Source organism: Halomonas pelophila (assembly GCF_040196315.1).
Taxonomy (GTDB): domain Bacteria; phylum Pseudomonadota; class Gammaproteobacteria; order Pseudomonadales; family Halomonadaceae; genus Halomonas; species Halomonas pelophila.
In genome coordinates, this window is record NZ_JBEGCI010000003.1 from 67,698 (window position 1) to 92,793 (window position 25,096).

The 25,096-nt window shown below is 65.2% G+C and carries 28 protein-coding genes; 14 read left to right on the plus strand and 14 right to left on the minus strand.

Translation table 11 applies throughout. From position 1 onward, the window contains the following. Window positions 1-27: 27 nt before the first annotated feature. From ABE957_RS03760 to ABE957_RS03780, 5 genes are all read left to right on the plus strand, one after another. Window positions 28-831, plus strand: coding sequence for a methyltransferase domain-containing protein (locus tag ABE957_RS03760; RefSeq protein ID WP_349757352.1), 804 nt, complete (start codon window positions 28-30; stop codon window positions 829-831). A gap of 452 nt (window positions 832-1,283) precedes the next feature. Further along, window positions 1,284-1,643, plus strand: a complete 360-nt coding sequence (locus ABE957_RS03765; protein ID WP_349757353.1) for a dehydroquinate synthase/iron-containing alcohol dehydrogenase family protein — start codon at window positions 1,284-1,286, stop codon at window positions 1,641-1,643. A gap of 264 nt (window positions 1,644-1,907) precedes the next feature. Then, a complete protein-coding gene (locus ABE957_RS03770) occupies window positions 1,908-2,522 on the plus strand; it encodes a DUF8453 domain-containing protein (protein WP_490424188.1) in 615 nt (204 codons plus the stop codon). Between the two features lie 245 nt (window positions 2,523-2,767). Continuing rightward, entirely contained in the window at window positions 2,768-3,760 is a 993-nt protein-coding gene (locus ABE957_RS03775) for a DUF2971 domain-containing protein (protein ID WP_349757355.1), read from the plus strand. Between the two features lie 240 nt (window positions 3,761-4,000). Further along, complete coding sequence (locus ABE957_RS03780) at window positions 4,001-4,720, plus strand: NYN domain-containing protein (protein WP_349757356.1); 720 nt, start codon at window positions 4,001-4,003, stop codon at window positions 4,718-4,720. 195 nt (window positions 4,721-4,915) lie between these two features. Here the strand turns inward: ABE957_RS03780 and ABE957_RS03785 are convergent, their stop codons facing one another. Both ABE957_RS03785 and ABE957_RS03790 read right to left on the minus strand, forming a co-directional pair. After that, complete coding sequence (locus ABE957_RS03785) at window positions 4,916-5,254, minus strand: hypothetical protein (protein ID WP_349757357.1); 339 nt, start codon at window positions 5,252-5,254, stop codon at window positions 4,916-4,918. A 120-nt stretch (window positions 5,255-5,374) separates the two neighbouring features. Then, the gene (locus ABE957_RS03790) at window positions 5,375-5,824 is read right to left on the minus strand and encodes a YHS domain-containing (seleno)protein (protein ID WP_349757358.1); all 450 of its coding nucleotides are present in this window, start codon (window positions 5,822-5,824) and stop codon (window positions 5,375-5,377) included. A gap of 163 nt (window positions 5,825-5,987) precedes the next feature. On the opposite strand from ABE957_RS03790, the gene ABE957_RS03795 reads away from it, so the two are divergent. From ABE957_RS03795 to ABE957_RS03805, 3 genes are all read left to right on the plus strand, one after another. Then, window positions 5,988-6,428: a YtoQ family protein gene (locus tag ABE957_RS03795; protein ID WP_349757359.1), complete on the plus strand. Its 441-nt coding sequence runs from the start codon at window positions 5,988-5,990 to the stop codon at window positions 6,426-6,428. A 48-nt stretch (window positions 6,429-6,476) separates the two neighbouring features. Next, window positions 6,477-6,830: a DUF488 domain-containing protein gene (locus tag ABE957_RS03800; RefSeq protein ID WP_349757360.1), complete on the plus strand. Its 354-nt coding sequence runs from the start codon at window positions 6,477-6,479 to the stop codon at window positions 6,828-6,830. Between the two features lie 115 nt (window positions 6,831-6,945). Then, entirely contained in the window at window positions 6,946-7,920 is a 975-nt protein-coding gene (locus tag ABE957_RS03805) for an alpha/beta hydrolase (RefSeq protein WP_349757361.1), read from the plus strand. A 13-nt stretch (window positions 7,921-7,933) separates the two neighbouring features. Here the strand turns inward: ABE957_RS03805 and ABE957_RS03810 are convergent, their stop codons facing one another. From ABE957_RS03810 to ABE957_RS03830, 5 genes are all read right to left on the minus strand, one after another. Beyond that, window positions 7,934-8,749: a hypothetical protein gene (locus ABE957_RS03810; RefSeq protein WP_349757362.1), complete on the minus strand. Its 816-nt coding sequence runs from the start codon at window positions 8,747-8,749 to the stop codon at window positions 7,934-7,936. A 190-nt stretch (window positions 8,750-8,939) separates the two neighbouring features. After that, window positions 8,940-9,578 carry a response regulator transcription factor gene (locus ABE957_RS03815; RefSeq protein ID WP_349757363.1) on the minus strand — a complete coding sequence of 213 codons (639 nt, stop codon included), beginning with the start codon at window positions 9,576-9,578 and terminating at the stop codon, window positions 8,940-8,942. Window positions 9,579-9,629: 51 nt separating this feature from the next. Continuing rightward, on the minus strand, window positions 9,630-11,261 hold the full coding sequence (locus ABE957_RS03820) for a PAS domain-containing sensor histidine kinase (protein ID WP_349757364.1): 1,632 nt from the start codon (window positions 11,259-11,261) through the stop codon (window positions 9,630-9,632). Further along, complete coding sequence (locus tag ABE957_RS03825) at window positions 11,261-11,929, minus strand: 2OG-Fe(II) oxygenase (RefSeq protein ID WP_349757365.1); 669 nt, start codon at window positions 11,927-11,929, stop codon at window positions 11,261-11,263. The genes ABE957_RS03820 and ABE957_RS03825 overlap by 1 nt, the downstream gene beginning before the upstream one ends. Continuing rightward, on the minus strand, window positions 11,926-12,546 hold the full coding sequence (locus ABE957_RS03830; RefSeq protein WP_349757366.1) for a CoA pyrophosphatase: 621 nt from the start codon (window positions 12,544-12,546) through the stop codon (window positions 11,926-11,928). Before ABE957_RS03830 ends, ABE957_RS03825 begins: the two co-directional genes overlap by 4 nt. Before the next feature lie 103 nt (window positions 12,547-12,649). On the opposite strand from ABE957_RS03830, the gene ABE957_RS03835 reads away from it, so the two are divergent. Continuing rightward, window positions 12,650-13,207 carry an NUDIX hydrolase gene (locus ABE957_RS03835; protein WP_349757367.1) on the plus strand — a complete coding sequence of 186 codons (558 nt, stop codon included), beginning with the start codon at window positions 12,650-12,652 and terminating at the stop codon, window positions 13,205-13,207. A gap of 104 nt (window positions 13,208-13,311) precedes the next feature. Here the strand turns inward: ABE957_RS03835 and ABE957_RS03840 are convergent, their stop codons facing one another. Both ABE957_RS03840 and ABE957_RS03845 read right to left on the minus strand, forming a co-directional pair. Then, window positions 13,312-14,067 carry an SDR family NAD(P)-dependent oxidoreductase gene (locus ABE957_RS03840; protein ID WP_349757368.1) on the minus strand — a complete coding sequence of 252 codons (756 nt, stop codon included), beginning with the start codon at window positions 14,065-14,067 and terminating at the stop codon, window positions 13,312-13,314. A 103-nt stretch (window positions 14,068-14,170) separates the two neighbouring features. Further along, window positions 14,171-14,482 (minus strand): YqfO family protein, encoded by a 312-nt coding sequence (locus ABE957_RS03845; RefSeq protein WP_349757369.1) that lies wholly within the window; start codon window positions 14,480-14,482, stop codon window positions 14,171-14,173. Window positions 14,483-14,724: 242 nt separating this feature from the next. On the opposite strand from ABE957_RS03845, the gene ABE957_RS03850 reads away from it, so the two are divergent. The 3 genes from ABE957_RS03850 to ABE957_RS03860 all read left to right on the plus strand — a co-directional run bounded on the left by ABE957_RS03850 (window position 14,725) and on the right by ABE957_RS03860 (window position 16,790). Then, window positions 14,725-15,255: a fasciclin domain-containing protein gene (locus ABE957_RS03850; RefSeq protein WP_349757370.1), complete on the plus strand. Its 531-nt coding sequence runs from the start codon at window positions 14,725-14,727 to the stop codon at window positions 15,253-15,255. Window positions 15,256-15,446: 191 nt separating this feature from the next. Beyond that, on the plus strand, window positions 15,447-16,289 hold the full coding sequence (locus tag ABE957_RS03855) for a fructosamine kinase family protein (RefSeq protein WP_349757371.1): 843 nt from the start codon (window positions 15,447-15,449) through the stop codon (window positions 16,287-16,289). Between the two features lie 69 nt (window positions 16,290-16,358). Beyond that, window positions 16,359-16,790, plus strand: a complete 432-nt coding sequence (locus tag ABE957_RS03860; RefSeq protein ID WP_349757372.1) for a hypothetical protein — start codon at window positions 16,359-16,361, stop codon at window positions 16,788-16,790. Window positions 16,791-17,063: 273 nt separating this feature from the next. Here the strand turns inward: ABE957_RS03860 and ABE957_RS03865 are convergent, their stop codons facing one another. From ABE957_RS03865 to ABE957_RS03880, 4 genes are all read right to left on the minus strand, one after another. After that, window positions 17,064-17,738: an ABC-type transport auxiliary lipoprotein family protein gene (locus ABE957_RS03865; protein ID WP_349757373.1), complete on the minus strand. Its 675-nt coding sequence runs from the start codon at window positions 17,736-17,738 to the stop codon at window positions 17,064-17,066. Continuing rightward, window positions 17,735-18,673, minus strand: coding sequence for an MlaD family protein (locus ABE957_RS03870; protein ID WP_349757374.1), 939 nt, complete (start codon window positions 18,671-18,673; stop codon window positions 17,735-17,737). Before ABE957_RS03870 ends, ABE957_RS03865 begins: the two co-directional genes overlap by 4 nt. Before the next feature lie 2 nt (window positions 18,674-18,675). Continuing rightward, the gene (locus tag ABE957_RS03875; RefSeq protein ID WP_432765393.1) at window positions 18,676-19,437 is read right to left on the minus strand and encodes an ABC transporter ATP-binding protein; all 762 of its coding nucleotides are present in this window, start codon (window positions 19,435-19,437) and stop codon (window positions 18,676-18,678) included. A gap of 104 nt (window positions 19,438-19,541) precedes the next feature. Continuing rightward, the gene (locus tag ABE957_RS03880; RefSeq protein ID WP_349757375.1) at window positions 19,542-20,690 is read right to left on the minus strand and encodes an ABC transporter permease; all 1,149 of its coding nucleotides are present in this window, start codon (window positions 20,688-20,690) and stop codon (window positions 19,542-19,544) included. Between the two features lie 273 nt (window positions 20,691-20,963). Here ABE957_RS03880 and ABE957_RS03885 point away from each other — a divergent pair, with 273 nt between their 5' ends. Then, window positions 20,964-22,517, plus strand: a complete 1,554-nt coding sequence (locus ABE957_RS03885; RefSeq protein WP_349757376.1) for a phospholipase D family protein — start codon at window positions 20,964-20,966, stop codon at window positions 22,515-22,517. 14 nt (window positions 22,518-22,531) lie between these two features. Here ABE957_RS03885 and ABE957_RS03890 read toward each other — a convergent pair whose 3' ends face one another. Continuing rightward, window positions 22,532-23,458, minus strand: a complete 927-nt coding sequence (locus ABE957_RS03890; protein ID WP_349757377.1) for an alpha/beta fold hydrolase — start codon at window positions 23,456-23,458, stop codon at window positions 22,532-22,534. A 171-nt stretch (window positions 23,459-23,629) separates the two neighbouring features. Between ABE957_RS03890 and ABE957_RS03895 the strand changes: the two genes are divergently transcribed. Further along, a complete protein-coding gene (locus tag ABE957_RS03895) occupies window positions 23,630-25,072 on the plus strand; it encodes a TolC family outer membrane protein (RefSeq protein ID WP_349757378.1) in 1,443 nt (480 codons plus the stop codon). The last annotated feature ends 24 nt before the right edge of the window (window positions 25,073-25,096 follow it).

Consider the following 25,096-nt stretch of genomic DNA (forward strand, 5'->3'; position numbering starts at 1 on the left):
GGGGGGTGGAGATAGGGAGGGCGCGTGATGAACGACACTCAGACGACTCAGGAAATCGAAGCCGCCCGCGGCTACGAGGCGCTCTTCGTGCCCTCGCTGTTTCGGCAGTGGGCCACGCCGCTGCTCGACCTGGCGCGGGTGGCGACCGGCGATCGCGTGCTGGACGTGGCCTGCGGCACGGGCGTGCTCGCCCGCGAGGCGCAGCCGCGCGTCGCCCCCGCCGGTCTGGTGGTCGGCCTGGATGCCATGGGGGGCATGCTCGAGGTGGCCCGCGAGCTCTCGCCGGAGATCACCTGGCGCCAGGGCGACGCCCAGCAGCTGCCCTTCGAGGCCGAGGCGTTCGACGCCGTGCTGTGCCAGTTCGGGCTGATGTTCTTTGCCGACCAGCCGGCGGCGCTGAGCGAGATGCATCGCGTGCTGGTGCCCGCGGGGCGATTGGCCGTGGCCGTGTTCGACGGCCTCGAGCACAACCCCACCTACGCCCGCGAGGTGGCGCTGCTGGAGCGCATCGCGGGCCCCGCCGCCGCAGAGGCGCTGCGCGCCCCCTTCGTGCTCGGCGACGCGGCCGCCCTGGCGGCCATGGCATGCGAGGCCGGCTTCGAGGACGTGGCGGTGAGCACCCGCCAGGGCATCGCCGACTTCCCCAGCATCACCTCCCTGCTCGAGGCGGACCTGCGCGGCTGGCTGCCGGTGATGGGCGTGAACCTCGACGAGGCGACCATCCAGCGGGTGCTCACCGAGGCCCAGGTCGAGCTGGGCGACGTCATCGAGCCAAGTGGCCGCGCGGTGTTCGAGGTCTCCGCGCACCTGCTCAGCGGGCGCCGCGGCTAGGGCCGCCACCCTCCACGACGGCCACCACCGCACGCTAAAAAATCCCCCTCTACGACCTATGCATTAGCATCCGTTCACGCACCCCAAAGGAATCTTTGGTAGCCTCGGTGTTACCAGATGTTTCCGCGTGGATGTGCGACGTCGCCGGATGGCGACGCTTCTTTTCCCGCAGTGGCCAGGAAGGCGGCACCTCATGGGCCTGTCTCAGCGGTAGCGTGCTTGCCTCTGAAATGTGAATTTTTGGCAGGGGCATTTGCATTGATGGGCAATGGTTCTTGCCAAACTTTTGGAGTCGGGGCACTACTCCTTCAGGGGCCGCTATCGACCCAAAGGGGACATTCTGGAAAATTCAGCATGCACGTTCATACAAACATAGAAATGGCAGTCTAATACCTTTTGGCGATATCACGAGCCGCGTGGGGCTTCAAAGAACCTAACAGAGGTGTCAATCCATGAAAAAATTTGAAGAATTAGAAGATGTTGCACAGGCATTGGGAGATGGCGGCCCCTTCAGCCCAGATACCGAATACGAGACAGTGGAAGAGCTTGTCGATGCTCTAGTTGAGCTTGGAAATGCCGATAAAGTCTTTGCACGCCACGACGACCATTTGGGATTAAAGAGCGAGCTACCTGATGATTTTCTCAGGTCGCCTTTGAGCGATATTGAAAAATCAGAATTTGAGTCTTTAATAGAGGCTGTTATAGATCAGGCGAATATAATTATACCCCTCTCCGAAAGGCAGCTAACTGAAGAAGATCTTGAAGAAATACAAGAAGACAAATTATATAGAGGTGAAGATATTGATGATTAATATTTTCTACTAACATTGCCAGTCACGGCGATGGAAACTGTCTTGCTTTTTCATCATCTCCATGGTGTAAACGCGCGTGCTGTCGGCATTGAGTCAGAGCTGATACCGCTCCTGGACGGAACTTTAGCTTTAGATAATACTGATAAAATTCTATGGCAGTCGACGACCCTGAGCGGGCATGGCGAAAAAGGATCATGCCCGTTTAAGTAAAACATCGAAAATGCAGTATAATATTGGTAATTCACAAATGTTAGAGAGGGTGCTGTGTCTTTGCTAGCCCAAATTATCGCGTACGTCGTCAGCCCGCTCGCAACTCTACTCGCTGTGTGGGTAGCCTATTTGGCTGTTTTGAGGGGATCTCAGCCTCAACTGCTCGCCTACTATCAACCAAATCCCGATGTGCCTACAATGATTGACCTCGTCGTAGAAAACATCGGTGGCGGTAGTGCTTTCGACGTGACATTTTCAAAACCACTGCCTATTAATTGCTTTGGCATCGAGAAGTCGGATGGAGATGGAGAACTGGTACCAAAAACTGGTTTTCCATCGGTATCTCCCGGGCAGCGCTACATTTTCAATGGTGGCCAGTATGCTGGTCTTGAAAGTAACCTGGGTAACGGGCTTTCCGTAATAATAAAATACAAGTTTAGAAGCCCTATTGGCTTTCTTAGAAAGAGCAGCGAATCTTATGTGCTTGGTATAAAACACCTCAAGGGCATGCCTACGCGTGTAAGTGCTGATCAAGCAGTTGTTGATGCTCTCAAGGGCCCGAATACTACAACAGTCCAGCAGATACGCAACGAGCTTAGAGCCATTAATAGGCAGCTTCAATTAATGGTCAAGCAACGAGAGAAGCAAAATGGCGATGTTGGAGACTAACAGGCGAATATTGCTAGACTGGTTTTTCGTTGCGCTACAAAGTAGTCGCAATCATCGGAATATATCGATTTTTTTAAGGTCCGATTTTGGCCGGAAATGGCTATCCTTAAGGAGTTTTAGGGGGTGGTTGGGTGCATGCAAATTTTCCTGTCAAGCGGTAAAAGTATGATTTTCTTAAGGTGTTTTGCGTTTAAGTAAACGCGCCTTAGAATAGCTTAATCTCATTCAGCTATGCGAGGTTTCTGGTGTCGAGTTACTTCAAATACAAGCCTCTGAGTTTGGATGCGGCTGGGTGGTTAGACGAAAGATCTATCCAGCATGTAATTGAGCCAATTGTGGAAAGTTACTTCTACCTTCCGGCAAGAACGCTGCTCAATGATCCTAATGAAGGAGTTTTCAATAATCAGCTTCAGGCTGGTATTAACACCTTTCTTCAAAGCGTGACAGCATTCGGAGAACGTGCAGAGTTATCAGGATCTCTATATGATGCAGCTCGGCAAATTGTGCAGTCTGCAGACAATAGTGGTGTTTTTTCCCTATCGAAGAATCCCGTTGATGAACTTATGTGGTCTCACTACGGCAATAGTCATTGCGGTATTGTAATTGAATATGACCTTGATCTTCTCAAGCGGTTCGCACCTAAAGGTCACATACACTGCTTCGATGTCTGCTACAAGGAATATCCACCAACCTTAGATCTGGGGTGTCTAATACAAAATGCTGATGAAGTTGTAAGAGCGATGCTTGGGAACAAGTCGCCACGTTGGTGTAATGAGGAGGAGTTTCGCGTTCTTCTGGATAATATTAATGGAAAACTTCCTCACGACTTTCGAGCTGTAAGAAGTATTACCTTTGGCCTAAACGTAAGCGGGGAAGTTAGAGAGAAAATCTACGAGATGACCAAGAAATGGGTGCCTAAATTCTTTGAAATCACTCAGGTTCATGGGGCATATCGTTTTGAGAAAACGCTGCTGGAAGAATTTTCGGGAAACAGTCCTGTCATAACTCTTCCCACCATTGACTGGAGTAGCTGCTTTGAGAAAGTGGATCAGGAATACAAAGAGAAAGCCATTAGAATAGCCCAAGGAATAGTGAGCAGTGATCCGCACTTCAAAGAGTTAATCCTGGCTGAGCTTTCAACGGTAGACCCCTCTCAGGCATTTGTGCAATACGAGGTTGAGCACAGTATGGAGCTATCACCGTGCTCAAAGTATACTAATGAATATTTCCCCTTGTAGAAGTACACCTAATTGAGCGATGCAGAGGCACATGAAGCCATCAGTTTCATTTTGTTTCCTCGCTATGTTTTCTGAAGGCTCTGAGCATCGCCTTTATATCAGGCTTTTTTAAATGACAGCTATTGGCCGTTTCCTGCCGCTTCGTCAGACTGGGTGCATAAGTGTAATCTAATTAGGTTGGCCAGGTGATATGAAAGTTTCTGTGGGAGAGTGTCTTTTACACGGATGGTGGAGGGATGAATGGCCGAAAATGGAAACAGTAAACTGGCGGTGCTAATTGATGCGGATAATGCGCAGGCATCTGTTTGTGCAGAACTGTTGGCGGAGATATCCAAGCTTGGTGTTGCTAGTGTAAAGAGAGCCTATGGGGATTGGACCACAACGAACTTAAAAGGGTGGAAAGCACACTTGCATAAGCATGCTATCCAACCTGTCCAACAGTTTAGTTACACTCAAGGAAAAAACGCGACAGATTCATCGTTGATTATTGACGCAATGGATTTGCTTCATGAAGACAGGCTTAATGGCTTCTGCCTGGTTTCTTCAGATAGTGACTTCACGCGGCTGGCAAACAGGTTGCGTGAGAGCGGTTTAGTGGTGTATGGCTTCGGGGAAAAGAAAACACCAGATGCATTTGTGTCCGCATGTGATAAGTTTGTATTTACTGAAATTTTACGTGAGCTTAAAGATTCTGATAAGTCGGATGAGTCTGATAATTCTGAACTAAAGGGTGTTATGATATCGGCGATTGATGCTGTGTCTAAGGATGATGGTTGGGCACCTTTGGCGGCGGTTGGAAGCTATATAAATAAGAATATCCCATCATTTGACCCACGAAATTATGGATATAACAAACTGGGGAAGTTGGTTAGGTCTCTAAGTTATCTGGAAATAGATGAAAGGTCTTTTGATGAAAAGTTGTTTAATTCTCATATTTTCATTAGGGAGAAGGTCTCATAATGATTTTTTGTGTCGGTAAAGCTACTTGTTGCGGTGTTGTGCTAGGGAGTAACTGAATTTCCTCTTATGGAGCATTGCTATCTAGAATCGATGTAGCCAAACGCTGCCTAGTCTTCAGGCGCGCCACAACGACCCACCTACACACAAAAGGGCCCGCGATATCGCGGGCCCTTTTCGTTGCGCTGCCGGAACGTCCTAGGCGACGTCGGCAGCCTTCTGGAAGTGCGCCCTGGCGTGGTGGTAGAGCACGCCGGCGTAGCCGTTGCGCTGCATGACCTTGAGAATCTTCGCCGGGTTGTTGTCCTCCAGCGCCTTGTGCAATTTTGCCCGCTGTTCGGCATCGAGGTCTTCGTACCAGTGGAAGGGCTCGCCTTGCGCGTTGCCTTCCTCGGCCTTGGCGATGAGGTCCATCTCGACGCGTCCACCGAGGCGGTAGAGGATGTCGTAGCCCTCCTGCAGGAGAGTCGACGGCACGTCGCTCGGCTTCTCGAGACCTTCCAGCACGTTGTAGTAGTAATAGCTCAGCGGTTGCATTTGGCTCCTCCGGGGGTAGGCCATGGATCCGTCCCTGGCGTGTTCTCCTGAGCCTTCATCCTGCCTGAGCCATGGCGAGGCGCTCAACTGAAAAATGCACGCCGTGCGCGCCCCGTCACCTCACCCCCCGAAGATATCCGGCCAGTGCGCGTCGGCCGCTTCGATCTTGCCGGGTATGTCGCGCTCCCAGCGCCACTGAATCCACTTGCTGTAGTTCAGGTAGAGCCTGTCGTCGACGATCTTCCACGCCTCGGGCACGGTCGAGGCGGCCTCGCCGTTGGCCGCCGCCCAGGCGCACCAGCCGCCATACTGCGGGGCATAGGCCTCGGGGTCGGCCTGGAAGAGGTCGCGATGCTCGGCCGAGGCGAACTGCCAGGTGGCCTCGTGCCACTGCCACTGGAAGTCGGGTGAGCCCGCTACCGGCTCGCCCTCGGTGAAGTAGGCCACCGGGTCGGTGCCGCCGATGGCCAGGCCATCGCGGGTGAAGATGCGTCCGTCGGCGGCCGCGCCCAGCGACCAGGCCAGGCCGATCGCCAGGGCGAGGGCCATCCACCAGCGTGTGTGCGTCATGATCTGTCTCCTCTCGAGCCTGCGCTCATGAGGGTCAGTCGCGCCGCGGCCATCGGCCTTACACGACCCGGCCCGAGAGCGCACGTCTGCTATATGGAATGCATTTCCACTAAGGAGGCGGCTGGGCTACCATAGCGGTTCGATTCCCTGTTCTGGAGCCCGCATGAGCTTTTACGTCTATCTCTCCGGCGAGATCCACACCGACTGGCGCGACGAGATCCAGCGCGGCGCCGAGGCCGCCGGCCTCGATGTCGTCTTCACCTCGGCGGTCACCGATCACGATGCCAGCGATGCCGCCGGCGACCACCTGGGCCCGCAGAGCGAGGGCTTCTGGCGCGACCACAAGTCGTCCAAGGTGAATGCCATCCGCACCAAGACGCTGATCGAGCAGAGCGACCTGGTGGTGGTGCGCTTCGGCGACCAGTACAAGCAGTGGAACGCGGCCTTCGATGCCGGCTACTGCGCGGCGCTGGGCAAGCCCTACGTCACCCTCCACGGCGAGTCGATCATCCACCCGCTGAAGGAGGTCGACGCCTCGGCCATGGCCTGGGCCACCACCACCGAGCAGGTGGTCGAGATCCTGCGCTACGTGCTCAAGGCCTGAGGCCGCACTTGGCTACACTGGGGGCGAATCCTTAGCAGGAGCTCGCCCATGGGCATTCGGCTGAAGCGCGTCTTCGAGGCGCCGGAGCGTGACGACGGCCATCGCGTACTGGTCGACCGCCTCTGGCCGCGCGGCGTGGCCAAGGCCGACGCACGCATCGACGACTGGCCCAGGGAGACGGCCCCCAGCGACGCGCTGCGCAAGGCGTATCACGCCGGTGAGCTCGGCTGGGGGGCCTTTCGCCGCCGCTACCTGGCCGAGCTCAAGACGCATCGCGAGAGGCTGCGGCCGCTGGCCGAGTGCGCCCGCCGCGAGACCGTCACCCTGGTGTTCGCGGCCAAGGATGTTCGCCACAACAATGCCGTGGTGCTGCGCCAATACCTGGAGATGTTGCGGAAATAGCCACTCGAGCGCCACCCGGGCGCTGAAGCGGCCGTGAGCTGGCCGGGGTCGGACGCTGTGCTAGCTTGAAGGAATCGGGCAGGGCCACCTGCCGCTCACCGCGAGGTGGTCCTTCATGCTCTTCATCACCAATCGCTTTCCCACCCAGAGCATCCGTACCCGGGTCAACCGCAACTTCAGTTTCGACCTCAACAACAACGCGGCCAGCAACTCCGTCTTCTATTGCGAGGAGTTCGGCGCGGGGCAGTACCAGGAAGTCGGCAGCAAGGCGTTCCTGCGCCGCTTGAAGGAGTCCAACGCGCGGCAGGTGCTGATCTATCTCCACGGCTTCTCCAACCTGCCAGAGGACGTCTTCGCCGCGGTCCGCGAGTTCCAGGACCTCTGCGATGCCAGCGACCCCGGCGAGGTGCTGGTGGTGCCGCTGATCTGGCCCTGCGACAATGACCTGGGCATCGTCAAGGACTACTGGGACGATCAGGAGTCGGCCGACATGAGCGCCTTCTCCTTCGCCCGGGTATTGCAGCGTTTCCTCGACTGGCGCGAGGTCGACCAGTTCGAGTTGGACCCCACCCCCTGCCTCAAGCGCATCAGCGTGCTGGCTCACTCCATGGGCAACCGGGTGCTGCGAGAGACCCTGCGGCTGTGGCGCAAGTACTACCTGCCGGGTGGCGTGCCGCTGCTGTTTCGCAACACCTTCCTGGTCGCCGCCGATATCGTCAACGAATCCCTGGAGGAGGGACGCGCCGGCGAGGCGATCCCCCACGCCTCGCGCAACGTCACCGTCTACTTCGCCTCCGACGATCTGGCGCTGCGCGCCAGCAAGGCCTCGAACCTGCGCAACCGCATCGCCTCGCGGCGCCTCGGCCACTCCGGCCCGGAGGACATGGACAAGGTGGGGCGCAACGTCTTCGCCGTGGACTGCGACGAGGTCAACACCCGCTATGACTACCCCAAGGGACACTCCTACTTCCGCTCGGGGGATGTCTTCGGCGAGCCCGGCGTGGTGTTCCTGCACCTGTTTGCCGCCATCAAGACCGGGCGCGTGTTCCCCGAGGACGAGACCCGCCGCATGACCATCCTGCGCGACTGAACCGCACCTCGGCTCAGAGCTTGGCCGCCTGCACGTGCATCCAGTCGAAGTTGCGCGTGCGGCCGAGGCTGACCCAGCCCTCTTCCTCCCACAGCCGCCACCAGGTGTCATATTCCGGCCGCGCCAGGCGGGCGCGGTCGCGCCCCCACTTGAGCTTGTTGTGGGCGGGATCCCAGTCGATGGCGATGCCCCAGGCGTGGGTCGACCAGGCGGTGCCGCCGCGCTTGCGCCGCTTGTTGTAGCAGCCGCCGTAGCGGTGCAGCCCCAGCTCCCTGAGCCGCTCGGGGCCGTAGTGATCGTTCACTCGCGAAAGGATACGCGTCAGGCTCTCCGCCACCATCTCGTGACAGCCGATCCCACTCGGGTGGGTGCCCAGGTCCCAGGCGAGGCAGAGCTGCCAGGGGCAAGGCACCACCACCATCGGCGGCTTGCGGGTCGGTGAGCCCAGCGCCGTCTTGAGCTCCGCCTCGCGGTGCCAGCCGTTGGGATTGGCCTCCAGCGGCTCTTGATCCCGCCAGGGAGCGGGCGGTTGGCCGGTCTCCTGGATCGTGGCCAGCACCTCGGCCGCATGCTCGGTCTGCGGGCCCCACAGGCCGTCGATCGGGCCGACCTCGATCTTCTTCAGGCGACAGGCGATCTGCAGGCAGGTGACGGCGCGCCGCCTATCGCTCCAGGCCTCGGCTCCGGCCGGCACCAGGTCGGCATGGGCGTGGAAGGCGTCCTTCATCGCGGCGAGGGTCTTCGGGCCACGCAGGCCGTCGATCTTGCCCCGGTAGCTGCCGCTCGTGGCGAGAAACCGCTGAAGGGTCCTGACGTCTGTCCTGTTCATCTCGACCTCCCCCCGACGCAAGCATCGTCGGCTGCCGCCACCCGGGCGGCGGCGTTTCTTGCAGTCTAGAGGCTCGGGAGGGTGCCGCCAGGCCACCGGTGGAGAGGGCGCCGCGCGGGGCTCAGCAGGAAAGGGGCTCAGCAGGAAAGGGGCTCAGCAGAAAAGGGGGGGGGTCAGGAGGGCGAAGGGGTCAGGAGGGAGAGCGCGCCTCCGGCAGCGGCGCGACCAGCTCCAGCGCCACGCACAGGCGCACCAGCTCGGCCAGGTTGGCGGCACCCAGCGCCTTCATGGCGCGCAGGCGGTAGACCTCCACCGTCTTCGCGCTGATGCCTAGCTCGGCGGCGATCTCGCGGCTGGTCAGCCCCTCGGCCACGTGCACCAGGATCTGGCGCTCCTTGGGCCGCAGGCCGGCGTAGCGCTCGCGCAGCGCCTCGAGGCGCGCCTGGGCCCGGCGGTGGCGGCGGTGCTGGGCGAGGGCCTGCTGCACGGTATCGATCAGCTGCTGATGGTTGAAGGGCTTCTCGATGAAGTCGCAGGCGCCCGCCTTGAGCGCCTGCACGGCCATGGGCACGTCGCCGTGGCCGGTCATGAAGATCACTGGGGTGTCGTCGCCGCGCTCGCCCAGCCGCTGCTGCACCTGCAGGCCGGAGAGGCCGGGCATGCGCACGTCGAGCAGGATGACGTCGTGGCGCTCGGGTTCGGCGTCGAGCAGCGCCTCGCCATCGCCGTAGGCCAGGGTCGAAAGACCCACCGAGTCGAGCAGCCAGGTGAGGGAGTCGCGCAGGGCCTGGTCGTCGTCGACCACGGCGATACAGGGCTTGTCGGGCACGTGCCCCTCCAGGTGGGGTGAGCGAACAGGAAGTGGGGTGAACGAAGGCGCTCAGCGGGCCGGCGGCAGCGGCCCGGGTTCGGCGAGCAGTGTACCGGCAAAGGTGGCGCCGCCGGAACCGCCGGCCGGCGCCAGGGCGAGCCGGCCGCCCATGGCCTCCATCAGCGAATGGCTGATGGCAAGCCCCATGCCGAGGCCCTCGGGGCGCCCCGAGTGGAAGGGGGCGAAGATCCGCTCGCGCTCGGCCTCGGGCACGCCGGGGCCGCGATCGGCGACCGTGAAGCGCACCTCCCGCGGGCCGCTCTGCCGGGCGGTGAGCGTCACCCGGTCGGCGCCGGGGTGGGGGCGACTCGCCTCCAGGGCGTTGAGCAGCAGGTTGACCAGCACCTGTTCAAGCGCCACCGGATCGGCCTGCACCCGCGGCAGGGCCTCGGGAAGCGCGTGATCCAGCGCGATGCCGGCCTGCTGGAACTGCCATTCGCAGAGTCGGCAGGCGGCCTCGACGACCTCGCCCAGCGCCACAGGCCGCGGTCGGGTCTGGCCCTTGCGCACGAAGGTGCGGATGTGGCGCAGCCGTTCGGCGAGGCGCTGGACCTGTTCGCTGATCCGCTCGAGCGGCACGGCCAGCTCGCCGGCCGGGCTCGTCGGGTCGGCCTTAAGGCGCAGCAGGGCGCCGCTCGCGTAGTTGGCGATGGCGCCCAGCGGCTGATTGAGCTCGTGAGCGATGTTGGAGGCGAGCTCGCCGGTGGTGGCCAGGCGGTTGGCGTGGGCGATCTGCTCCTGGTGGCGGCGCTCCTGGGCCTCGGCGGCCTTGTGCAGGCCGATGTCGCGGTTGATCAGCGAAAGATGGTCGGGCTCGGCGGCGGGGCCGTGGTGGGCCATCACCACGCTGAGCACCGGCACGGGGCCGCGCGGGCCACGCATCGCGAGCTCGCCGCTCCAGGAGCCGTAGCGGGCCACGGCGGGCAGCACGACTTCGCGCAGCACGCAAAGCGATTCGGATGTATAGGCCTGCTCGAGGTGCAGGGCGTCACCCTCCCGGCGGTCTCGGCCCGGGCGATCGCGCCCCGGGCGGGCCAGCAGGCGGCGAGCGGCCTCGTTGGCGGTGAAGATGCGCTCGTCGCCGTCGAGGAACAGCACGTAGTCGGTGGTCGACTCCACCACCCGGGCGAGGCGCTCGCGGTGCGCCTCGGCCTGCAGGCGCCGGCTGACGTCCCGGGAGACGCAGAGCACGTCGAGGAGCTCCCCGGTGGCGGGGTCGCGGCGGGTGCGGCTGGTGGTCTCGAACCAGACGTAGTGGCCGTCCTTGGCCCGGAAGCGATAGGTCTGCTGGTAGAAGCCGTCGTGGTAGTAGATGCGCGGCGACTTGTTGATCAGGTCGGCGAGGTCCGCGGGATGGAAGAGGTCGTAGGCCGAGACGCCGACCAGCTCATCGGGCGCGTAGCCGAGCAGTTCCCGGGCCGCCGCCGAGGCGTAGAGGAAGGTGCCGTCCCGGGCGTGGCGGGAGATCAGGTCGGTGGTGCTGTCGGCCAGCCAGCGGTAGTGGCGCTTCTCCTCCTCCAGTGCCGCGCTCTTTGACTCCAGCGCTGCGTTGTCCGCTTCCAGCTCGGCTTTTTCCGCTTCCAGCGCCAAGCAACGCGCCCTGAGCCGCTCGTGCTCCCCTTGGTCGGCCTCGCTTGCCATCAGCGCGCCGGGTCCACCAGGCCGCCCAGCGAGGCGTTGCGCCGGAACCAGCCGGCGATGCTCGAGCGCGGCAGGCGGGTCGGCAGCACCTCGTGGGGCACGCTGTCGGAGAGGAAGCAGGCGAAGGTGCCGGCCTCGGGGCGTACCCGGGCCACCTCGCGCTCGGGGTCGTCGGCGGCGAAGATCACCATCTCGCCGCCGCCGTCCTCGGGCCAGTCGGGGTTCAGGTAGCCCACGGTGGAGACCACGCGATTGGCGCGGCCGCGGAAGCTGTCGAGGTGGCGGCGATAGAAGGCGCCGGGCGGGTAGTGGGCGAAGTGCGCCTCGTACTCGAAGAGCCCCAGGAACAGCGCCCGGTTGAGCTCCTGCTGCAGCTCGGCCATGGCGTCGAGGTAGCGGCGCCGGGCCTGGCTCTCGCGGTCCAGCCAGCGAATGGCGTCGCCGCGGATGTCCCGGCGCAGGGCGTGCTCCTGGCCGCGGCCGATGCCGGCGGCCTCCAGCGCCTCGTGGTCGGCCATGGCGCCGAGCTCGTGGTGCAGCGCCGCGCACAGCTCGGCGGGAATGAAGTCCTCGCCGACGTACCAGCCCTGTGCCACCAGGGCATCGACCAGCTCGGCCAGGCGGGCGCGGGGCAGGGCGGTGGCGAAGGCGTCGCGTGTCGGCATCATGGGCGGGAGACTCGGCGTTCGGGAAGGTGGATCAATTCGCCCGGCGGGCGCTCGAAGAGGCTGATCGGCATGGCGAAGCCCTCGGCGAGCAGCTCCACCAGCATCATCGCCGAGAGCCCCCAGATCACGTGACCGTCGTTGGTGTAGCTGGGCACGTAGTAGTCCCGACCGTCCACGCGGATCACGTCGGTGTGGGTGCGCTGGTCCTCGAGGAAGTGCGTCAGCGGCACCTCGAAGATGGCATCGAGCTCGCCGGGATCGGCGATCAGCGGCAGGTCGGGCGGGATCAGCCCCACCCAGGGCGTGACGCGCAGGCCGTGCAGCGAGAGCACATCCGATAGCCGCCCGAGCAGCTCCACGCGCTCCGCTGGCAGGGCGATCTCCTCCCGCGATTCGCGCAGCGCCGTGGCCAGCAGGTCGGCGTCGCCCGGCTCGCGCTTGCCGCCGGGAAAGGCCACCTGGCCACTGTGGGTGGCGAGGTGGCCGGCGCGTCGAGTGAACAGCAGGGTCGGCTCGGGGCGGTCGACAATGGGCAGCAGCACCGCCGCCTCGGGCAGGCGCAGCCTGATCCGGCGCGGGCGGTGTGCTTGCAGGCGTTCACGAAGGTTCTCTAACATGGGGCTTCCATCGGGTTTGATTCCTTCTACTCGGCCGCCATGAGCGGCGTCAAGCCCTGACCGGGCGGCCGTCATGCCGCCCTCCGGCCTGCCAGGGAGCGCCATGAACTTCTGCAGTCACTGTGGCCATACCGTGCGCTTCGCGATTCCGGACGGGGACGATCGTCCTCGCCACTGCTGCGACGAGTGCGGCACCATCCACTACCAGAATCCGCGCATCGTCGCCGGCACCCTGCCGGTGAGCGGCAGCCGGGTGCTGCTGTGTCGCCGCGCCATCTCCCCGCGCAAGGGCTTCTGGACCCTGCCGGCGGGCTACATGGAGAACGCCGAGACCACCGTCGAGGCGGCGGCCCGCGAGACGCGGGAGGAGGCCTGTGCCGAGGTCGAGATCCACGGCCTCTACACGCTGATCAACCTGCCGCACATCGATCAGGTCTACATGATCTTCCGGGCCGATCTCGCCGGCAGCTTCGACGCCGGCCCCGAGAGCCTGGAGGTGGCGCTGTTCGAGGAGCACGAGATTCCCTGGGACGAGCTCGCTTTCCCGACCATCGAGCGCACCCTGCGCCACTTCTACGCCGACCGGCGGGAGGCCGCCTTTCCCCTGCACGTCAGCGATATTACCGCCGAGGATCGCGAACGCTATTTCGGCAGCGCCTAGGTTCGGAAGCATCCAGGCTCGCAAGCGCCTGGATTCGACAGCGCCTAGGTTCGGTAGCCCCCGCCCCGGGGCGCTGCTCGATTCTATCGTACTGCTCGACGGCCTCAGTCGCGCTCGACGTGGGTCGGCGACCAGCTCTGCCGAGTCGGCATGATCTCCAGGAAGTTGATGTTGATGTGCGCGGGCAGCGTCGCCACGTGGACGATCTGCTCGGCGACGTCCTCGGCCTGCAGCGGCGTGGTGTCTTGGTAGAGCGCCTCGGAGGCGGCCTCGTCGCCCTTGGTGCGCACCAGGGTGAACTCGGTCTCGGCCAGGCCCGGCGCGATGTCGGTGACCCTCACGCCGGTGCCCGTGAGGTCGCAGCGCAGGTTGTAGCTGAACTGCTCGACGAACGCCTTGGTGGCGCCGTAGACGTGGCCGCCGGCGTAGGGCCACTTGGCCGCCGCCGAGCCGATGTTGATGATGCTCGCCCCCGCGCCGGTGGCGATCAGCAGCGGCAGCATGGCGTGGGTGACGTTGACCAGGCCGGTGACGTTGGTATCAATCATGGTGTGCCAGTCGGCCAGGTCAACCCGCTGCGACGGCTGGGGCGCCAGCGCCAGGCCGGCGTTGTTGACCAGGCAGGTGACCCCGCGAAACGCCTCGGGCAGCGTCTCGACGGCCTGCTTCACCGCCTCGGCATCGCGCACGTCCAGCGTCAGGGTCAGCACCTCGACGCGCTCGGCGAGCTCCTGCTTCAGGGCGTCCAGCCGCTCCTGGCGGCGACCGGTGAGAATCAGCGACCAGCCGGCGTCGGCGAAGCGCCGGGCGGCGGCGCGGCCGAAGCCGGACGTGGCGCCGGTGATCATGGCGATGGGCATGGGGGAATCCTCCTGATCGTGAACGGGTCATGCGGCCTCGCATCATAGGCCGAGCCGCGGCCCGTCTCCAGCGGCCGTCCGCATCCTCGCGGGCCCGCAACGCTCACCAGGTCTCCAGCCGCCAGACATCGAAGGCCGGCTCCTCATAGGGGTGGGCCGCCCTGAGGGCGGCTACCGCCTCACGAATCCGCGCGTCCTCGCAGACCAGCTCCACCTTCAACTCCTCGACGCGTTCCAGATCGCCGACCTGGCCGATGTGCGGGTCGGCGCCCGGCAGCGGGCGAAACTGCCCGGTGCCAGGCGTCTGGAAGCAGCACGCCTCGTAGTCGCCGATGCGCCCCGCGCCGGTGGCGAAGACGGCTTCCTTGACCGCCTCGGCATCCGCCATCGGCACGAAGAAGGCCAGCTTGTACATGGTCGTGTCTCCTCTCTGCGGAAATGTCCCCCTCGTTGTGCCATATCGCGATGGCGGCGTCAGCCATGATGTGGCGGAGAAAAAGAGGCGGCGAGAAAATAATACTTGTCCAATAGCTATACAGGGTCTAAGTTCTGTACAGGTTGAGGCGAAGCACCCTCCACCCACCGTCAGCGCCTCCGAACGAGAGACGTCCACGGCTCCCAATGACACGGTTCTAGATGACAAGAGGTAAGTGACCCATGAAGACCCTGACCACTTCCATCGCTGCCCCCTTCACCACCCCCCTGACCCGCGCCATCGGAGCCGGCATGCTGGGCCTGATGCTCGCCAGCGGTGTCCAGGCCGATAGCCACGGGATGAAGAAGGATATCGTCGACACCGCCGTGGGCGCGGGTCAGTTCGAGACGCTGGTCGCCGCGGTCAAGGCGGCCGAGCTGGTCGACACCCTCAAGGGCGAAGGGCCCTTCACCGTCTTCGCCCCCACCGATGAGGCTTTCGCCGCGCTGCCGGAGGGTACCGTCGAGGATCTGCTCAAGCCCGAGAATCAGGAGACCCTGCAGGCCGTGCTCACCTATCACGTGGTGCCCGGCAAGATCATGGCCGAGGACGCCATGGCCGCCGATAGCGCCACCACCGTGCAGGGCCAGGACATCACCATCACCACCATGGACGGCAGTGTGATGATCGATGATGCCACCGTCATCCAGGCGGATGTCGAGGCGAGCAACGGGGTCATCCACGTCATCGACGGCGTGCTGATGCCGGAGTGACGCTTCACCGATCATCTGATGCTTTAACGCAGCGATCGCGTTATTTGGCCGCCCCACGGGGCGGTCTTTTTTGTTCATCGCCTTGTCTCGTCCGGCAGATCCATCGCTTTGACAGCGCCGGGTGCTTTGACAACGTCGGCTGGGCTGGCGACCCTCGGAGCAATCGACACGGCAAGGGAGGCACGATCCCCATGGAGCGAACACTGGAGCGGCTGCTGGCCTCGGTGGCCCTGGTGCCCCGCGGCGAGCCCGTTTCCCTCGGCGGTGGCGATATCGCCGAGGTCCGGCGCCTCGCGACCGATCAGGGGGCGGTGGTGATCAAGCGCGATGATCCCGCGCGGCTGGCCGGTGAGGCCGATGGCCTGCGCGCCCTGCGCCAGGCCGGCACGCCACTGATCGTGCCCGAGGTGCTGGCCGAGGGTGACGGCTGGCTGGTGATGGAGGCGCTGGAGAGCGGTGGCGGCCGCTCCGGCCGCGACGCGTCGCGCCTGGGAGAGGGCCTGCGGGCGCTGCACGCCGATGTCGGCGACGCCCATGGCTGGCCCCACGACAACGCCTGTGGCCGCACGCCCCAGCCCAATGCGCCACTCGCCGACGGTCGTGCCTTCCAGCGCGAGCGGCGGCTGCTGCCGCTCGCCGAGGCCTGCCATCAGCGCGGCCTCATGGACGCCAGGCTGCGCCGTCGCCTGGAGGCCGTCGCCCATGGGCTCGAGGCCTGGCTGCCGGACGCCCCGGCGAGCCTGGTGCATGGCGATCTCTGGTCGGGCAATGTGCTCTTCACACCAAAGGGGCCGGCGATCATCGACCCGGCGGTCTATCGCCACTATCCGGAGGTGGACCTGGCCATGCTCACGCTGTTCGGCGCGCCGGGGGAGGCCTTCTTCGAGGCCTACTGGAACGGCCGCGCCCCGGCCGATTGGCCGAGGCGCGAGGCGCTGTTCCAGCTCTATCCGCTGCTCAACCACCTGCTGCTGTTCGGCGGTGGCTATCGCTCCGGGGTCGAGCGGGCGGTGACGAGGCTGGAGGCCGCCTGAGGCGGAGGGCTAATGACTCCTGTCGAGGCCTCGGCGAAGACTGTCGGGCGTGGCAACCGAGATGCCGGAATGGGCGACGGTTCTGGGGGAACGCGCTCGTCGGCCACCAACGCGCTGCGGATTGGCCGGTTCGATGAAGGGCGAATCGCCCCACGCGTTTCCATTGAGACCGCCACCCCGGCGGTCGTACCGTCGCGCCCGACCCGCAAAGGGCCTGTCTCTTGCCTCGACGCGGCTATCGCCCTGGAGATTGCTCTTGAGATCGCCCCGGAGATCGTCAAGAGAAGGCAAGGCCTCGGCACCGACACGACGCACGGGCAGCCATGCCGGCAGGGCGGCCATCAGGGCCAGGCCGGCGGCCAGCTTGCCGAATCGTCGTCGCTCTGCGTCCGGCCTGTTCGGAGGTTCGATGCCCGGCACCGCCGGTGCCGGATGGATGACGTGCTCGATGCGCTTGCGGACGTGGTGTCCCATCGCGTGTACCCCTTGTGTGGTGGGTGACACTGCCGGCCGTCGGCCTCTACCGAACGGATCGGCGCCTTGCCTGGGAGATCCTGCGAGCGGCGTGCCATTCCCCTTGCCTTGCTCAATAAGCGATAAGAGAACAGCGGATTGAGATACTCGGTCGTTCGCTCGTTTTTGCTCAAAAGCGCCGATATTTCCAGAAAAATGCGCGACATAGACGCATTTTCAGGGGGCAGTGCGACATGCGGGTGCATCGCCTTCGGCCTGCGCGCGCTGCACACGAGACGCGATGCCCCCGTCGAGGGCCGTTCAGGAGGAGGGGCTGGCCAGCTGCGCGAGCGTCCAGTCGACCACCTCGACGGCAAGCCGGTCGGAGGCTCGCCCGAAGGCCGCGACCACGGCTTCGAGGCCGTCGTCCTCGCTCGCTACCACCGTCTCGACGCGTCGGCTCGCCCGTATCTCGCGGCTGACTTCGTCGAGCAGCTGGACATCGAGACGCACCACCACCTCGGCGCTGCCCTCGCGATAGCGGACGTGAAAGGCCCCCAGGTGGCTGGTCAGCGCCGCGTCGCTCTGTGCCCGGCTGGTCTCGTCGATCACAGCGGCCAGGCGGCCGTCGCGGCGCAGGGCCTCGATCAGGTGGTCGCGCAGCAGCCGCGGGGCGTCGTCGCGCCAGCGCGCCCCGCCGTAGGCCTGGAACTCCCCGGGGGAGGGCATGACCAGCAGGCGTCGACCATCCAGCGGCGCGCTGGCACCGGGCGTGTCGACCCGCAGGGTCAGGTCGCGGGTAGCCTCGGTGGAGGCCGGCAGCGTCGGCGCGGGCAGCGTGAAGAGTCGCACCGGCTCGCTCTTCGGGATGACGCTGCAGCCGGCGAGCAGCCCGGCCAGCATCAGAGCCAGCAGCCGGACGCCGCGTGAACGGCGGGGGGCGGCGCCGGGTAAACGGCGGGGGGCGGCGCCAGATATAGGGCGGAACAGGCTCATGGGCGAAACTCCTGGATCTCATCGCGGCCCAGCAGGGTCTCGGCGGGGTTCTCCTCGAGGCGCTGTACCAACCGGTTCAGGGTACGCAGCGTGGCGTGCAGCTCGCGCATCGCCGGCTCGAGTTCGCCGACGCCCCGCAGGCCGCGATCCAGCGAACCCTCGTGGCGTGCGGTCAGGCGATCCAGCCGCGCGGCGGTGGCGGAAAGCGACTGCATCGCGCCTTGGGCATCCTGCAGCGCGGCGGTTCCCTGGTCGTCGAGCAGCCGGTTGGCTCGCTCGCCCAGGCCCTCGAAGCGCTGCAGGGTCGTCGTCAGCTGCTCGCTGGCGCGCCCGATCCCGGTCATGGCCTCGCCGATGGCGTCGCGCTGATCGACCAGGCTGCCCGACAGCGTCTCCAGGTGGCCCAGGGTACGCGTCAGGCTCGCGGCGTTCTGTTCGGAGAGCAGCCGATTGGCGTTGGTCAGCAGCCGGTCCACCTTGGCGAACAGCGCCTCGCTGCCGGAGAGCAGCGAGCTCAGCGGTGAGGGCTCGGCCTGGATCAGCGGGGGATCGTTGCGGCTTCCCTCTAGGCGGGGGCTCTGCGGGCTGCCGCCGGAGAGCTGGAGATTCTTGGTGCCGGTGATGTTGGCCAGCGCCAGGCTGGCGCGGGTGTCCTGCCTGATCGGCACCTCGCTGTCGACGCGAATCAGCGCCCTTACCCGGCGCGGATCCGCGGGGTCCAGGCGCAGCCGCACCACGTCGCCGACCTCGATGCCGCTGTAGAGCACCGCACTGCCCTCGGAGAGCCCGCTGACGGCGCGATTGAAGCCGATCTCGTACCAGGCATAGTCGCGATCGACGCTCGACTTGCCGAGCCACAGGGCGAACAGCAGGGCGCTGCCCAGGGTGATCACCGTGAACAGCCCGATCAATACATGGTGGGCGCGGGGTTCCATGGTCAGGCGTCCTCTGCCGGGTGAGCCGCCCGTCGGGCGGCGCGGCCACGCGGGCCGTGGAAATAGTCGTGGATCCAGGCGTCGTCGGTGGCCTCGACCACCGAGAGGCGATCGGCGACGCGGACCCGCTTCTCTGCCAGTACGGCCACCCGGTCGCAGGCGGTATAGAGGGTGTCCAGGTCGTGGGTGACCAGGAAGACGCTCAGGCCCAGGGCGTCACGCAGCGTCAGGATCAGGCGATCGAAGGCCGCCGCGCCGATCGGATCGAGGCCCGCCGTCGGCTCGTCGAGGAACAATACCTCCGGGTCCAGCGCCAGGGCCCGGGCCAGCGCGGCCCGCTTGATCATGCCACCCGAGAGCGAGGCGGGATACTGGATCGCAGCCTCCGCGGGCAGCCCGGCGAGGGCCAGCTTGACCCGTGCCAGGGCCTCGGCATCGGCGCGACGGAGGCCAGCATGCTCGATCAGCGGCAGGGCGACGTTCTCCTCGAGGGTCAGCGAGGTGAACAGTGCACCGCGCTGGAAGAGCACCCCGAAGCGGCGCTCCAGCCGCGAACGGGCCGATGAGGAAAGCCGCTGCAGGTCTTCGCCGAACACCTCGATGCGCCCTTCGCTGGGCCTCAGTAGGCCGACGATGCTGCGCAGCAGCACCGACTTGCCGGTGCCCGAGCCGCCCACCACGCCGAGGATCTCCCCGGAGTAGAGGTCGAGGTCGAGAGCCTCGTGGACGACGTGGCGACCGAAGCGGTTGGACAGTCCGCGCACCCGAATCAGCGGCTCCCGGCTCGGTGGTTCCTGACTCTGGGGCTCCTGGCTCTGAGGCGCCTGGCTCCGGGGTTCCTGGCGCTGTGATGTCCGCATCGGTTCGCTCACCAGCCCATCTCCATGAAGAACAGCGCCGCCACCGCGTCGAGCAGGATGACCATGAAGATCGACTGCACCACGCTGGAGGTGGTGTGCTCGCCCACCGACTGGGCGCTGCCGCTGACCTTGAAGCCCTCCAGGCAGCCGATCACCGCGACCAGGAAGGCAAATATCGGCGCCTTGGCCAGGCCCACCAGGAAGTGGTTGAGGGGGATGTCGCGCTGCAGGATGGAGACGAACTGGATGAGCGAGATATCCAGCGCCAGTCCGCAGATCAGGGCCCCGCCGAGGATGCCGCTGAGCATGCCGACGAAGGTGAGGATCGGCAGCGTCAGCATCATCGCCAGCACCCGCGGCAGCACCAGCAGCTCGATCGGATCGAGGCCGAGGGTGCGCACGGCGTCGAGCTCCTCGTTGGCCTTCATGGCGCCGAGCTGCGCCGTGAAGGCGCTGGCGGTGCGACCGGCAAGCAGGATGGCGGCCAGCAGCACGCCGAACTCGCGCAGGAAGGCGAAGGCGACCAGGTTGACCGTATAGATGGTGGCGCCGAAGTCGCGCAGCACCGTGGCGCCGAGGAAGGCCACCACGGCGCCCACCAGGAAGGTCAGCAGGGCGACGATGGGCAGGGCGTTGAGGCCGGTCTGATGCAGCTGGGCCACCACCGAAGTGAGGCGCCAGCGGCTCGGCCGCCAGGCGGTGCCGGCCAGGGTGGCGAGCACCTGGCCGATGAAGCCGAGCAGCTGAACCTGCTGGTGCCAGAGCCCCTCGACGAGCTGGCCGGTTTGCGCCAGGCCATCCCTCAGCGGCCGGCGGGATCGCGCGGCCGGGGCCGGGCGGTCGACCATGGCCTCGCCCAGGGTGCGCAGCAGGGCGCGGCGCGTCGCCGGCAGCTCCGGCGCCCAGTCGTCGATCGCGGCGAGCCGCTCGGCGCCGGTCAGCTCCATCAGCAGCACGGCGCCGGCGGTGTCCAGGGCGGCCAGCGGCGTCAGGTCGATCCTCTGGGCAGAGGGCTCGCGGCCCTTGGCCAGGCGTTCGACCTCGCGCTTCAGGCTCGCGTGGTGCTCAAGCGTCCAGTCACCGCGGATGGCCAGGCGCTCGCCTTGGGGGTCGATATGGCCGGGCTCTGGCGTGGATGCGGTCATGGGCTCGGGCATGGGATCGGATCGTTCGGGCGAGTCATGGTGTCCGATGGTATCAGTCCGTGGGTCGTTATATTAGCGTATCCTGCGTTTCGCCTGGCCGCCCGTCACGACGCCCGTCACGACGCCGGTCACGACGCCGGTCACGAAAGGGCCGGTCCGCGCGGGGCGCACGAGGAGCCGGCGACTTTCCCGATGATGGCGGCGAAGGGGCCGGGTCCATGAGGCGTCGATCAACTACCATTATGGTCTCTCTCATGATTTCCACTGGCTGACAGGATGGACACGATGACTACACCTCTCTCCTTGGCCCGAGTCCTCCTGTGGCTGGCCCTGCTGGCGCTGCTCGGCGGCTGTTCCCTGCCGTCTCTCGAGGGGCGGCTCGAATCGTCGGCGCTGGACGAGGCGCAGAGTCGTGACACCTCGCTCGGCGAGGCCCTGGCGCCCGCGGTTGACGCTCACCCCGGCCTCAGCGGCATCTACCCGCTGGGCAAGCCCACCGATGCCTTCGCCGCCCGGATAGTGATGGCGCATGCCGCCGAGCGCACCCTGGACGTTCAGTACTACATCTGGCATCCGGATATCACCGGCATGCTGCTGTTCGAGGCCCTCTACGAGGCCGCCGAACGCGGGGTACGGGTGCGCGTGCTGCTCGATGACAGCGGGACCGGGGGCATCGATGCGGAGCTCGCCGCGCTCGCCAGTCATCCCAATATCCAGGTGCGGCTGTTCAATCCCTTCGTCGTGCGCTCCCCCAAGTGGGTCGGCTTCTTGACCGACTTCTCCCGAGCCAACCGGCGGATGCACAACAAGTCCTTCACCGCGGACAATCAGGTCTCGGTCATCGGCGGGCGCAACATCGGCGACGAGTACTTCGGTGCCACGGGCGACGTGACCTTCTCGGATCTGGACGTGCTGGGTGTCGGCGAGGTGGTCGACGACGTCTCGACCGACTTCGACCGCTACTGGAGCAGCGGCTCTTCCTATCCAGTGCCGCTGATTCTGCCGGACGTCGGGCCCGAGGGGCTGGTGCGGCTCGAGCAGGCGTTCGCCGAGGTCGCGCGAGATCCCGAGGCGGGCACCTACCTGAAAGCCGTGAGCGAGACGGAGATCGTGCAGAAACTGCTGGCCAACGACCTCGGCCTGGTCTGGGCGCCGGTGCGGATGCTCAGCGACGATCCGTCCAAGGGGCTCGGCGAGGCCCGCGGACAGGCGCTGATGAGTCACGACCTGGAGCTGATCTTCGCCGATGCCGAGCGCGAGGTGGCACTGGTCTCGCCCTATTTCGTGCCGGCCAAGGCGGGCACCGAGTACTTCCGGCGCCTGGAGCGAGACGGGGTCGAGGTCCAGGTGCTGACCAATGCCCTGGAGGCCACCGACGTGGCCGCCGTGCATGCCGGCTATGCCAAGCGGCGCAAGGCCCTGCTAGAGGCGGGGGTCGAGCTCTATGAGCTGCGACGCGGCGCCAACCAGCAGGGGCGCAACCCGAGTGCGGGGCCGTTCGGCAGCTCCGGCGCCAGCCTGCATGCCAAGACCTTCGCCGTGGATGGTGAGCGGGTCTTCGTGGGGTCGTTCAACTTCGATCCCCGCTCGGCCAACCTGAATACCGAGCTCGGTTTCATCATCGAGGATGCGTCGCTGGCCCAGCGGATCGATACCGCCTTCGACGAGGCCGTGCCGCTGAAGGCCTATGAGGTACGCCTGGATCCCGAGGGCGATCTCTACTGGCTGGAGCGTCGTGACGGCCAGGTCATCCGCCATGATGTCGAACCCAATTCGGGCCTGTTTCGGCGAATGGTCGTCTCGGTCATCGCGGTGCTTCCGGTCGATTGGCTGCTGTGATGCCCGGGCAGCCGCTAGCCGCGTCCGGCGTACCCCAGGCGCTTGAGTAGGCGCTGCCACCACGGCGATCGCGTGTCCCCGGACCGTGGCGCCGGCTTCCCGGCGGACGATTTCGCCAGGAAGGCGGCGATCGGGGCGACCTGGTCGTGGCGGTCGAGCATGGGCGCGTGTCCGCAGCCCGGCACCTCGTGACTGACGAGCTCGGGCTGGGCCTCGGCCATGCGCGTCACGCTCTCGGCCTTGAGCAGCGGCGACTGCCGGCCGCGGACGACCATCAGCGGGCAGCGGATCGCGGCCCAGTCCGCCCAGGTGTCGCGGGGCGTGTCGTGGACGAATTGCTCGACGATGCGCGGATCGAAGTGGTAGGTCCAGCTGCCGTCGGGCAGGCGGCGGGCGCTGCCCAGCGCCAGGCGACGCCAGGCGTCGTCCCCCTCGATGCCGAAGCCGGCGTAGTGGCGCCGGAGCTCGGCCTCGAGCTCGCTGAAATGCAGGAAACGATGGGGCGCCCCGAAGTAGGCGGCCAGTTCCGCCAGGCCCTCGGGAGCGAGTTCCGGGCCCACGTCGTTGAGCACCAGCCGCTCGATGCGTGCCGCGCTCGCCGGCTCGGCGGCCATCAGCATGCCCAGCAGGCCGCCCATGGAGGTGCCTACCCAGGGCACGCGTTCCAGGCCGAAGTGATCCATCACTGCAGCTGCTATGGTCATGTAATGTGAATATATGTAGTGGCAGGATGGCGACAGCGACCACCCGGACAGGCCCCGGCCCGGGGTGTCGGGCGCCAGGATCCGCCACTCGGGACCAAGCTCCCGGGCGAAGTCTTCGAAGTCGCCACCATGGCGGGCCAGCCCGTGCCAGGCGATGAGCGTACGCGGCGCCTCGGGATGCCAGATCCGTATTGCGACCTCCAGTTCCTTTACCCTGACGAGTTCCAAGGCATCCATGAGCATTCTTCCTGAGTGGGCGACGTCGATGGCGCATGCTGCAAGGCAGCATAGCGGACGCGGTCGGATCATCGCCAGCTTCCTTGGTCGTAGGCGGCCGGCAGTGGACTCGAACGATAAACATGCGACAATGTATGTAAAGTTACCCGTCAAGATACCGAGGATCTACCGATGATGCGTTCCCGTTCCCTTCGCTGCACCGGCACGCGGTTCGCCCGCCGCGCGTTGCTGCCGGCCCTGGTCGCGGCGGCCGTCGCTGCGCCGGTGCAGGCGGCGGATCTCCTGACCATCGCCCGCGATGCCATGCAGAGCAATGCCGAACTCTCCGCGGCCCGCTCGCAGACCCGCAGCGTCGAGGCGGGGCGGGACGTCCAGCAGGGCGATCTGCTGCCCCAGGTCGACGTCTCGGGCAACGTGACCCATAACCGTCAGTACGAGAGCCAGACGAGCGCGTTCCAGACCGGCGGGGACGACAGCTACAACGGCGCCAGCCTGACCCTGGAGGCCACCCAGGCGCTTTTCGATGCCCGCAATGCGCGGGAGGTTGAGCAGTCCGAGCGCGAGATCGACCAGCAGCTCTATCGGCTGGCCGCCACCGAGCAGCAGGTGCTGATCGATGTCTCCTCGGCCTATTTCGAGATCCTGCGCGCCTATGAGGTGCTCGAGGCGCGGCGCGCCCAGGAGCGTGCCATCGGTCGTCAGCTGGAGCAGGCCCGCGAGCAGTTCGAGGTGGGGCTGATCGCCATCACCGAGGTCGAGGAGGCGCAGGCGGCCTTCGACCAGGCGCGGGCGGAGCGCATCACGGCGCAGAGCAACCTGCAGGTCAATTTCGAGGCCCTGGAGCGCCTGACCGGGCAGCGCTATTCCAGCATCGATTCGCTGGGCGAGGAGATTCCCATCGTGCCGCCCACGCCGAGCGATCGCGACCAGTGGGTGGCGCTTGCCATGGAGAACAATCCGCAGGTGCTGGCCAGCCAGGCCGGGGTCGAGGTCTCGCGCAGCGGCGTCGATATCGCCCGGGCGGATCGCCTGCCCACGCTCAACGCCTTCGCCGACTACAACTACGCCGATGATGATCGGGACTCGGTCGAGGGCAGCAACTCGGGTAGTCGGGTCGGCGTGCGCGCCAGCATGCCGCTCTATACCGGCGGGCGCACCTCGGCCAGCATCCGCCAGAATACCTACCTGCTGGAGGCCAGCCAGTACGACTTCGAGTCCCAGCGGCGCGACACCGTCCAGCAGGTGCGTTCCTTCTATACCCAGGTCAGCAACGACGTCTCCACCGTGGAGGCGCGCGCCCAGGCGATCGTCTCCAACCAGAGCGCGCTGGACGCCACCCGTGCCGGCTACGAGGTGGGCACCCGCAACATCGTCGACGTGCTCAACGCCGAGCAGAACCTCTACAACGCCGTTGCCGAGTTCGCCAGCGCCCGCTACGACTACGTGATCAATCTGCTGACCCTGCGCCAGCAGTCGGGGACCCTGGACGTCCCGGCGGTCGAGGAGGTGAACGCCTGGCTGGATGGCGGCAGCGTCTCCTTCACGCTGCCCGAGAATGCTGAGTCGAACGATGCGGTCATGGATATCGGGGCGCCCCCGCGTCTCGAGGAGTAGCGATCGGCACCCGGAAATTTACAA

Excerpts from the sequence above, each read along its gene's own strand:
- ABE957_RS03760 (WP_349757352.1), top strand. The coding sequence starts at position 28 with ATGAACGACACTCAGACGACTCAGGAAATCGAAGCCGCCCGCGGCTAC.
- ABE957_RS03765 (WP_349757353.1), top strand. The coding sequence starts at position 1,284 with ATGAAAAAATTTGAAGAATTAGAAGATGTTGCACAGGCATTGGGAGAT.
- ABE957_RS03780 (WP_349757356.1), top strand. The coding sequence starts at position 4,001 with ATGGCCGAAAATGGAAACAGTAAACTGGCGGTGCTAATTGATGCGGAT.
- ABE957_RS03785 (WP_349757357.1), bottom strand. The coding sequence starts at position 5,254 with ATGCAACCGCTGAGCTATTACTACTACAACGTGCTGGAAGGTCTCGAG.
- ABE957_RS03790 (WP_349757358.1), bottom strand. The coding sequence starts at position 5,824 with ATGACGCACACACGCTGGTGGATGGCCCTCGCCCTGGCGATCGGCCTG.
- ABE957_RS03795 (WP_349757359.1), top strand. The coding sequence starts at position 5,988 with ATGAGCTTTTACGTCTATCTCTCCGGCGAGATCCACACCGACTGGCGC.
- ABE957_RS03800 (WP_349757360.1), top strand. The coding sequence starts at position 6,477 with ATGGGCATTCGGCTGAAGCGCGTCTTCGAGGCGCCGGAGCGTGACGAC.
- ABE957_RS03805 (WP_349757361.1), top strand. The coding sequence starts at position 6,946 with ATGCTCTTCATCACCAATCGCTTTCCCACCCAGAGCATCCGTACCCGG.
- ABE957_RS03810 (WP_349757362.1), bottom strand. The coding sequence starts at position 8,749 with ATGAACAGGACAGACGTCAGGACCCTTCAGCGGTTTCTCGCCACGAGC.
- ABE957_RS03820 (WP_349757364.1), bottom strand. The coding sequence starts at position 11,261 with ATGGCAAGCGAGGCCGACCAAGGGGAGCACGAGCGGCTCAGGGCGCGT.
- ABE957_RS03825 (WP_349757365.1), bottom strand. The coding sequence starts at position 11,929 with ATGATGCCGACACGCGACGCCTTCGCCACCGCCCTGCCCCGCGCCCGC.
- ABE957_RS03830 (WP_349757366.1), bottom strand. The coding sequence starts at position 12,546 with ATGTTAGAGAACCTTCGTGAACGCCTGCAAGCACACCGCCCGCGCCGG.
- ABE957_RS03835 (WP_349757367.1), top strand. The coding sequence starts at position 12,650 with ATGAACTTCTGCAGTCACTGTGGCCATACCGTGCGCTTCGCGATTCCG.
- ABE957_RS03840 (WP_349757368.1), bottom strand. The coding sequence starts at position 14,067 with ATGCCCATCGCCATGATCACCGGCGCCACGTCCGGCTTCGGCCGCGCC.
- ABE957_RS03845 (WP_349757369.1), bottom strand. The coding sequence starts at position 14,482 with ATGTACAAGCTGGCCTTCTTCGTGCCGATGGCGGATGCCGAGGCGGTC.
- ABE957_RS03850 (WP_349757370.1), top strand. The coding sequence starts at position 14,725 with ATGAAGACCCTGACCACTTCCATCGCTGCCCCCTTCACCACCCCCCTG.
- ABE957_RS03855 (WP_349757371.1), top strand. The coding sequence starts at position 15,447 with ATGGAGCGAACACTGGAGCGGCTGCTGGCCTCGGTGGCCCTGGTGCCC.
- ABE957_RS03860 (WP_349757372.1), top strand. The coding sequence starts at position 16,359 with ATGGGCGACGGTTCTGGGGGAACGCGCTCGTCGGCCACCAACGCGCTG.
- ABE957_RS03865 (WP_349757373.1), bottom strand. The coding sequence starts at position 17,738 with ATGAGCCTGTTCCGCCCTATATCTGGCGCCGCCCCCCGCCGTTTACCC.
- ABE957_RS03870 (WP_349757374.1), bottom strand. The coding sequence starts at position 18,673 with ATGGAACCCCGCGCCCACCATGTATTGATCGGGCTGTTCACGGTGATC.
- ABE957_RS03880 (WP_349757375.1), bottom strand. The coding sequence starts at position 20,690 with ATGCCCGAGCCCATGACCGCATCCACGCCAGAGCCCGGCCATATCGAC.
- ABE957_RS03885 (WP_349757376.1), top strand. The coding sequence starts at position 20,964 with ATGACTACACCTCTCTCCTTGGCCCGAGTCCTCCTGTGGCTGGCCCTG.
- ABE957_RS03890 (WP_349757377.1), bottom strand. The coding sequence starts at position 23,458 with ATGGATGCCTTGGAACTCGTCAGGGTAAAGGAACTGGAGGTCGCAATA.
- ABE957_RS03895 (WP_349757378.1), top strand. The coding sequence starts at position 23,630 with ATGATGCGTTCCCGTTCCCTTCGCTGCACCGGCACGCGGTTCGCCCGC.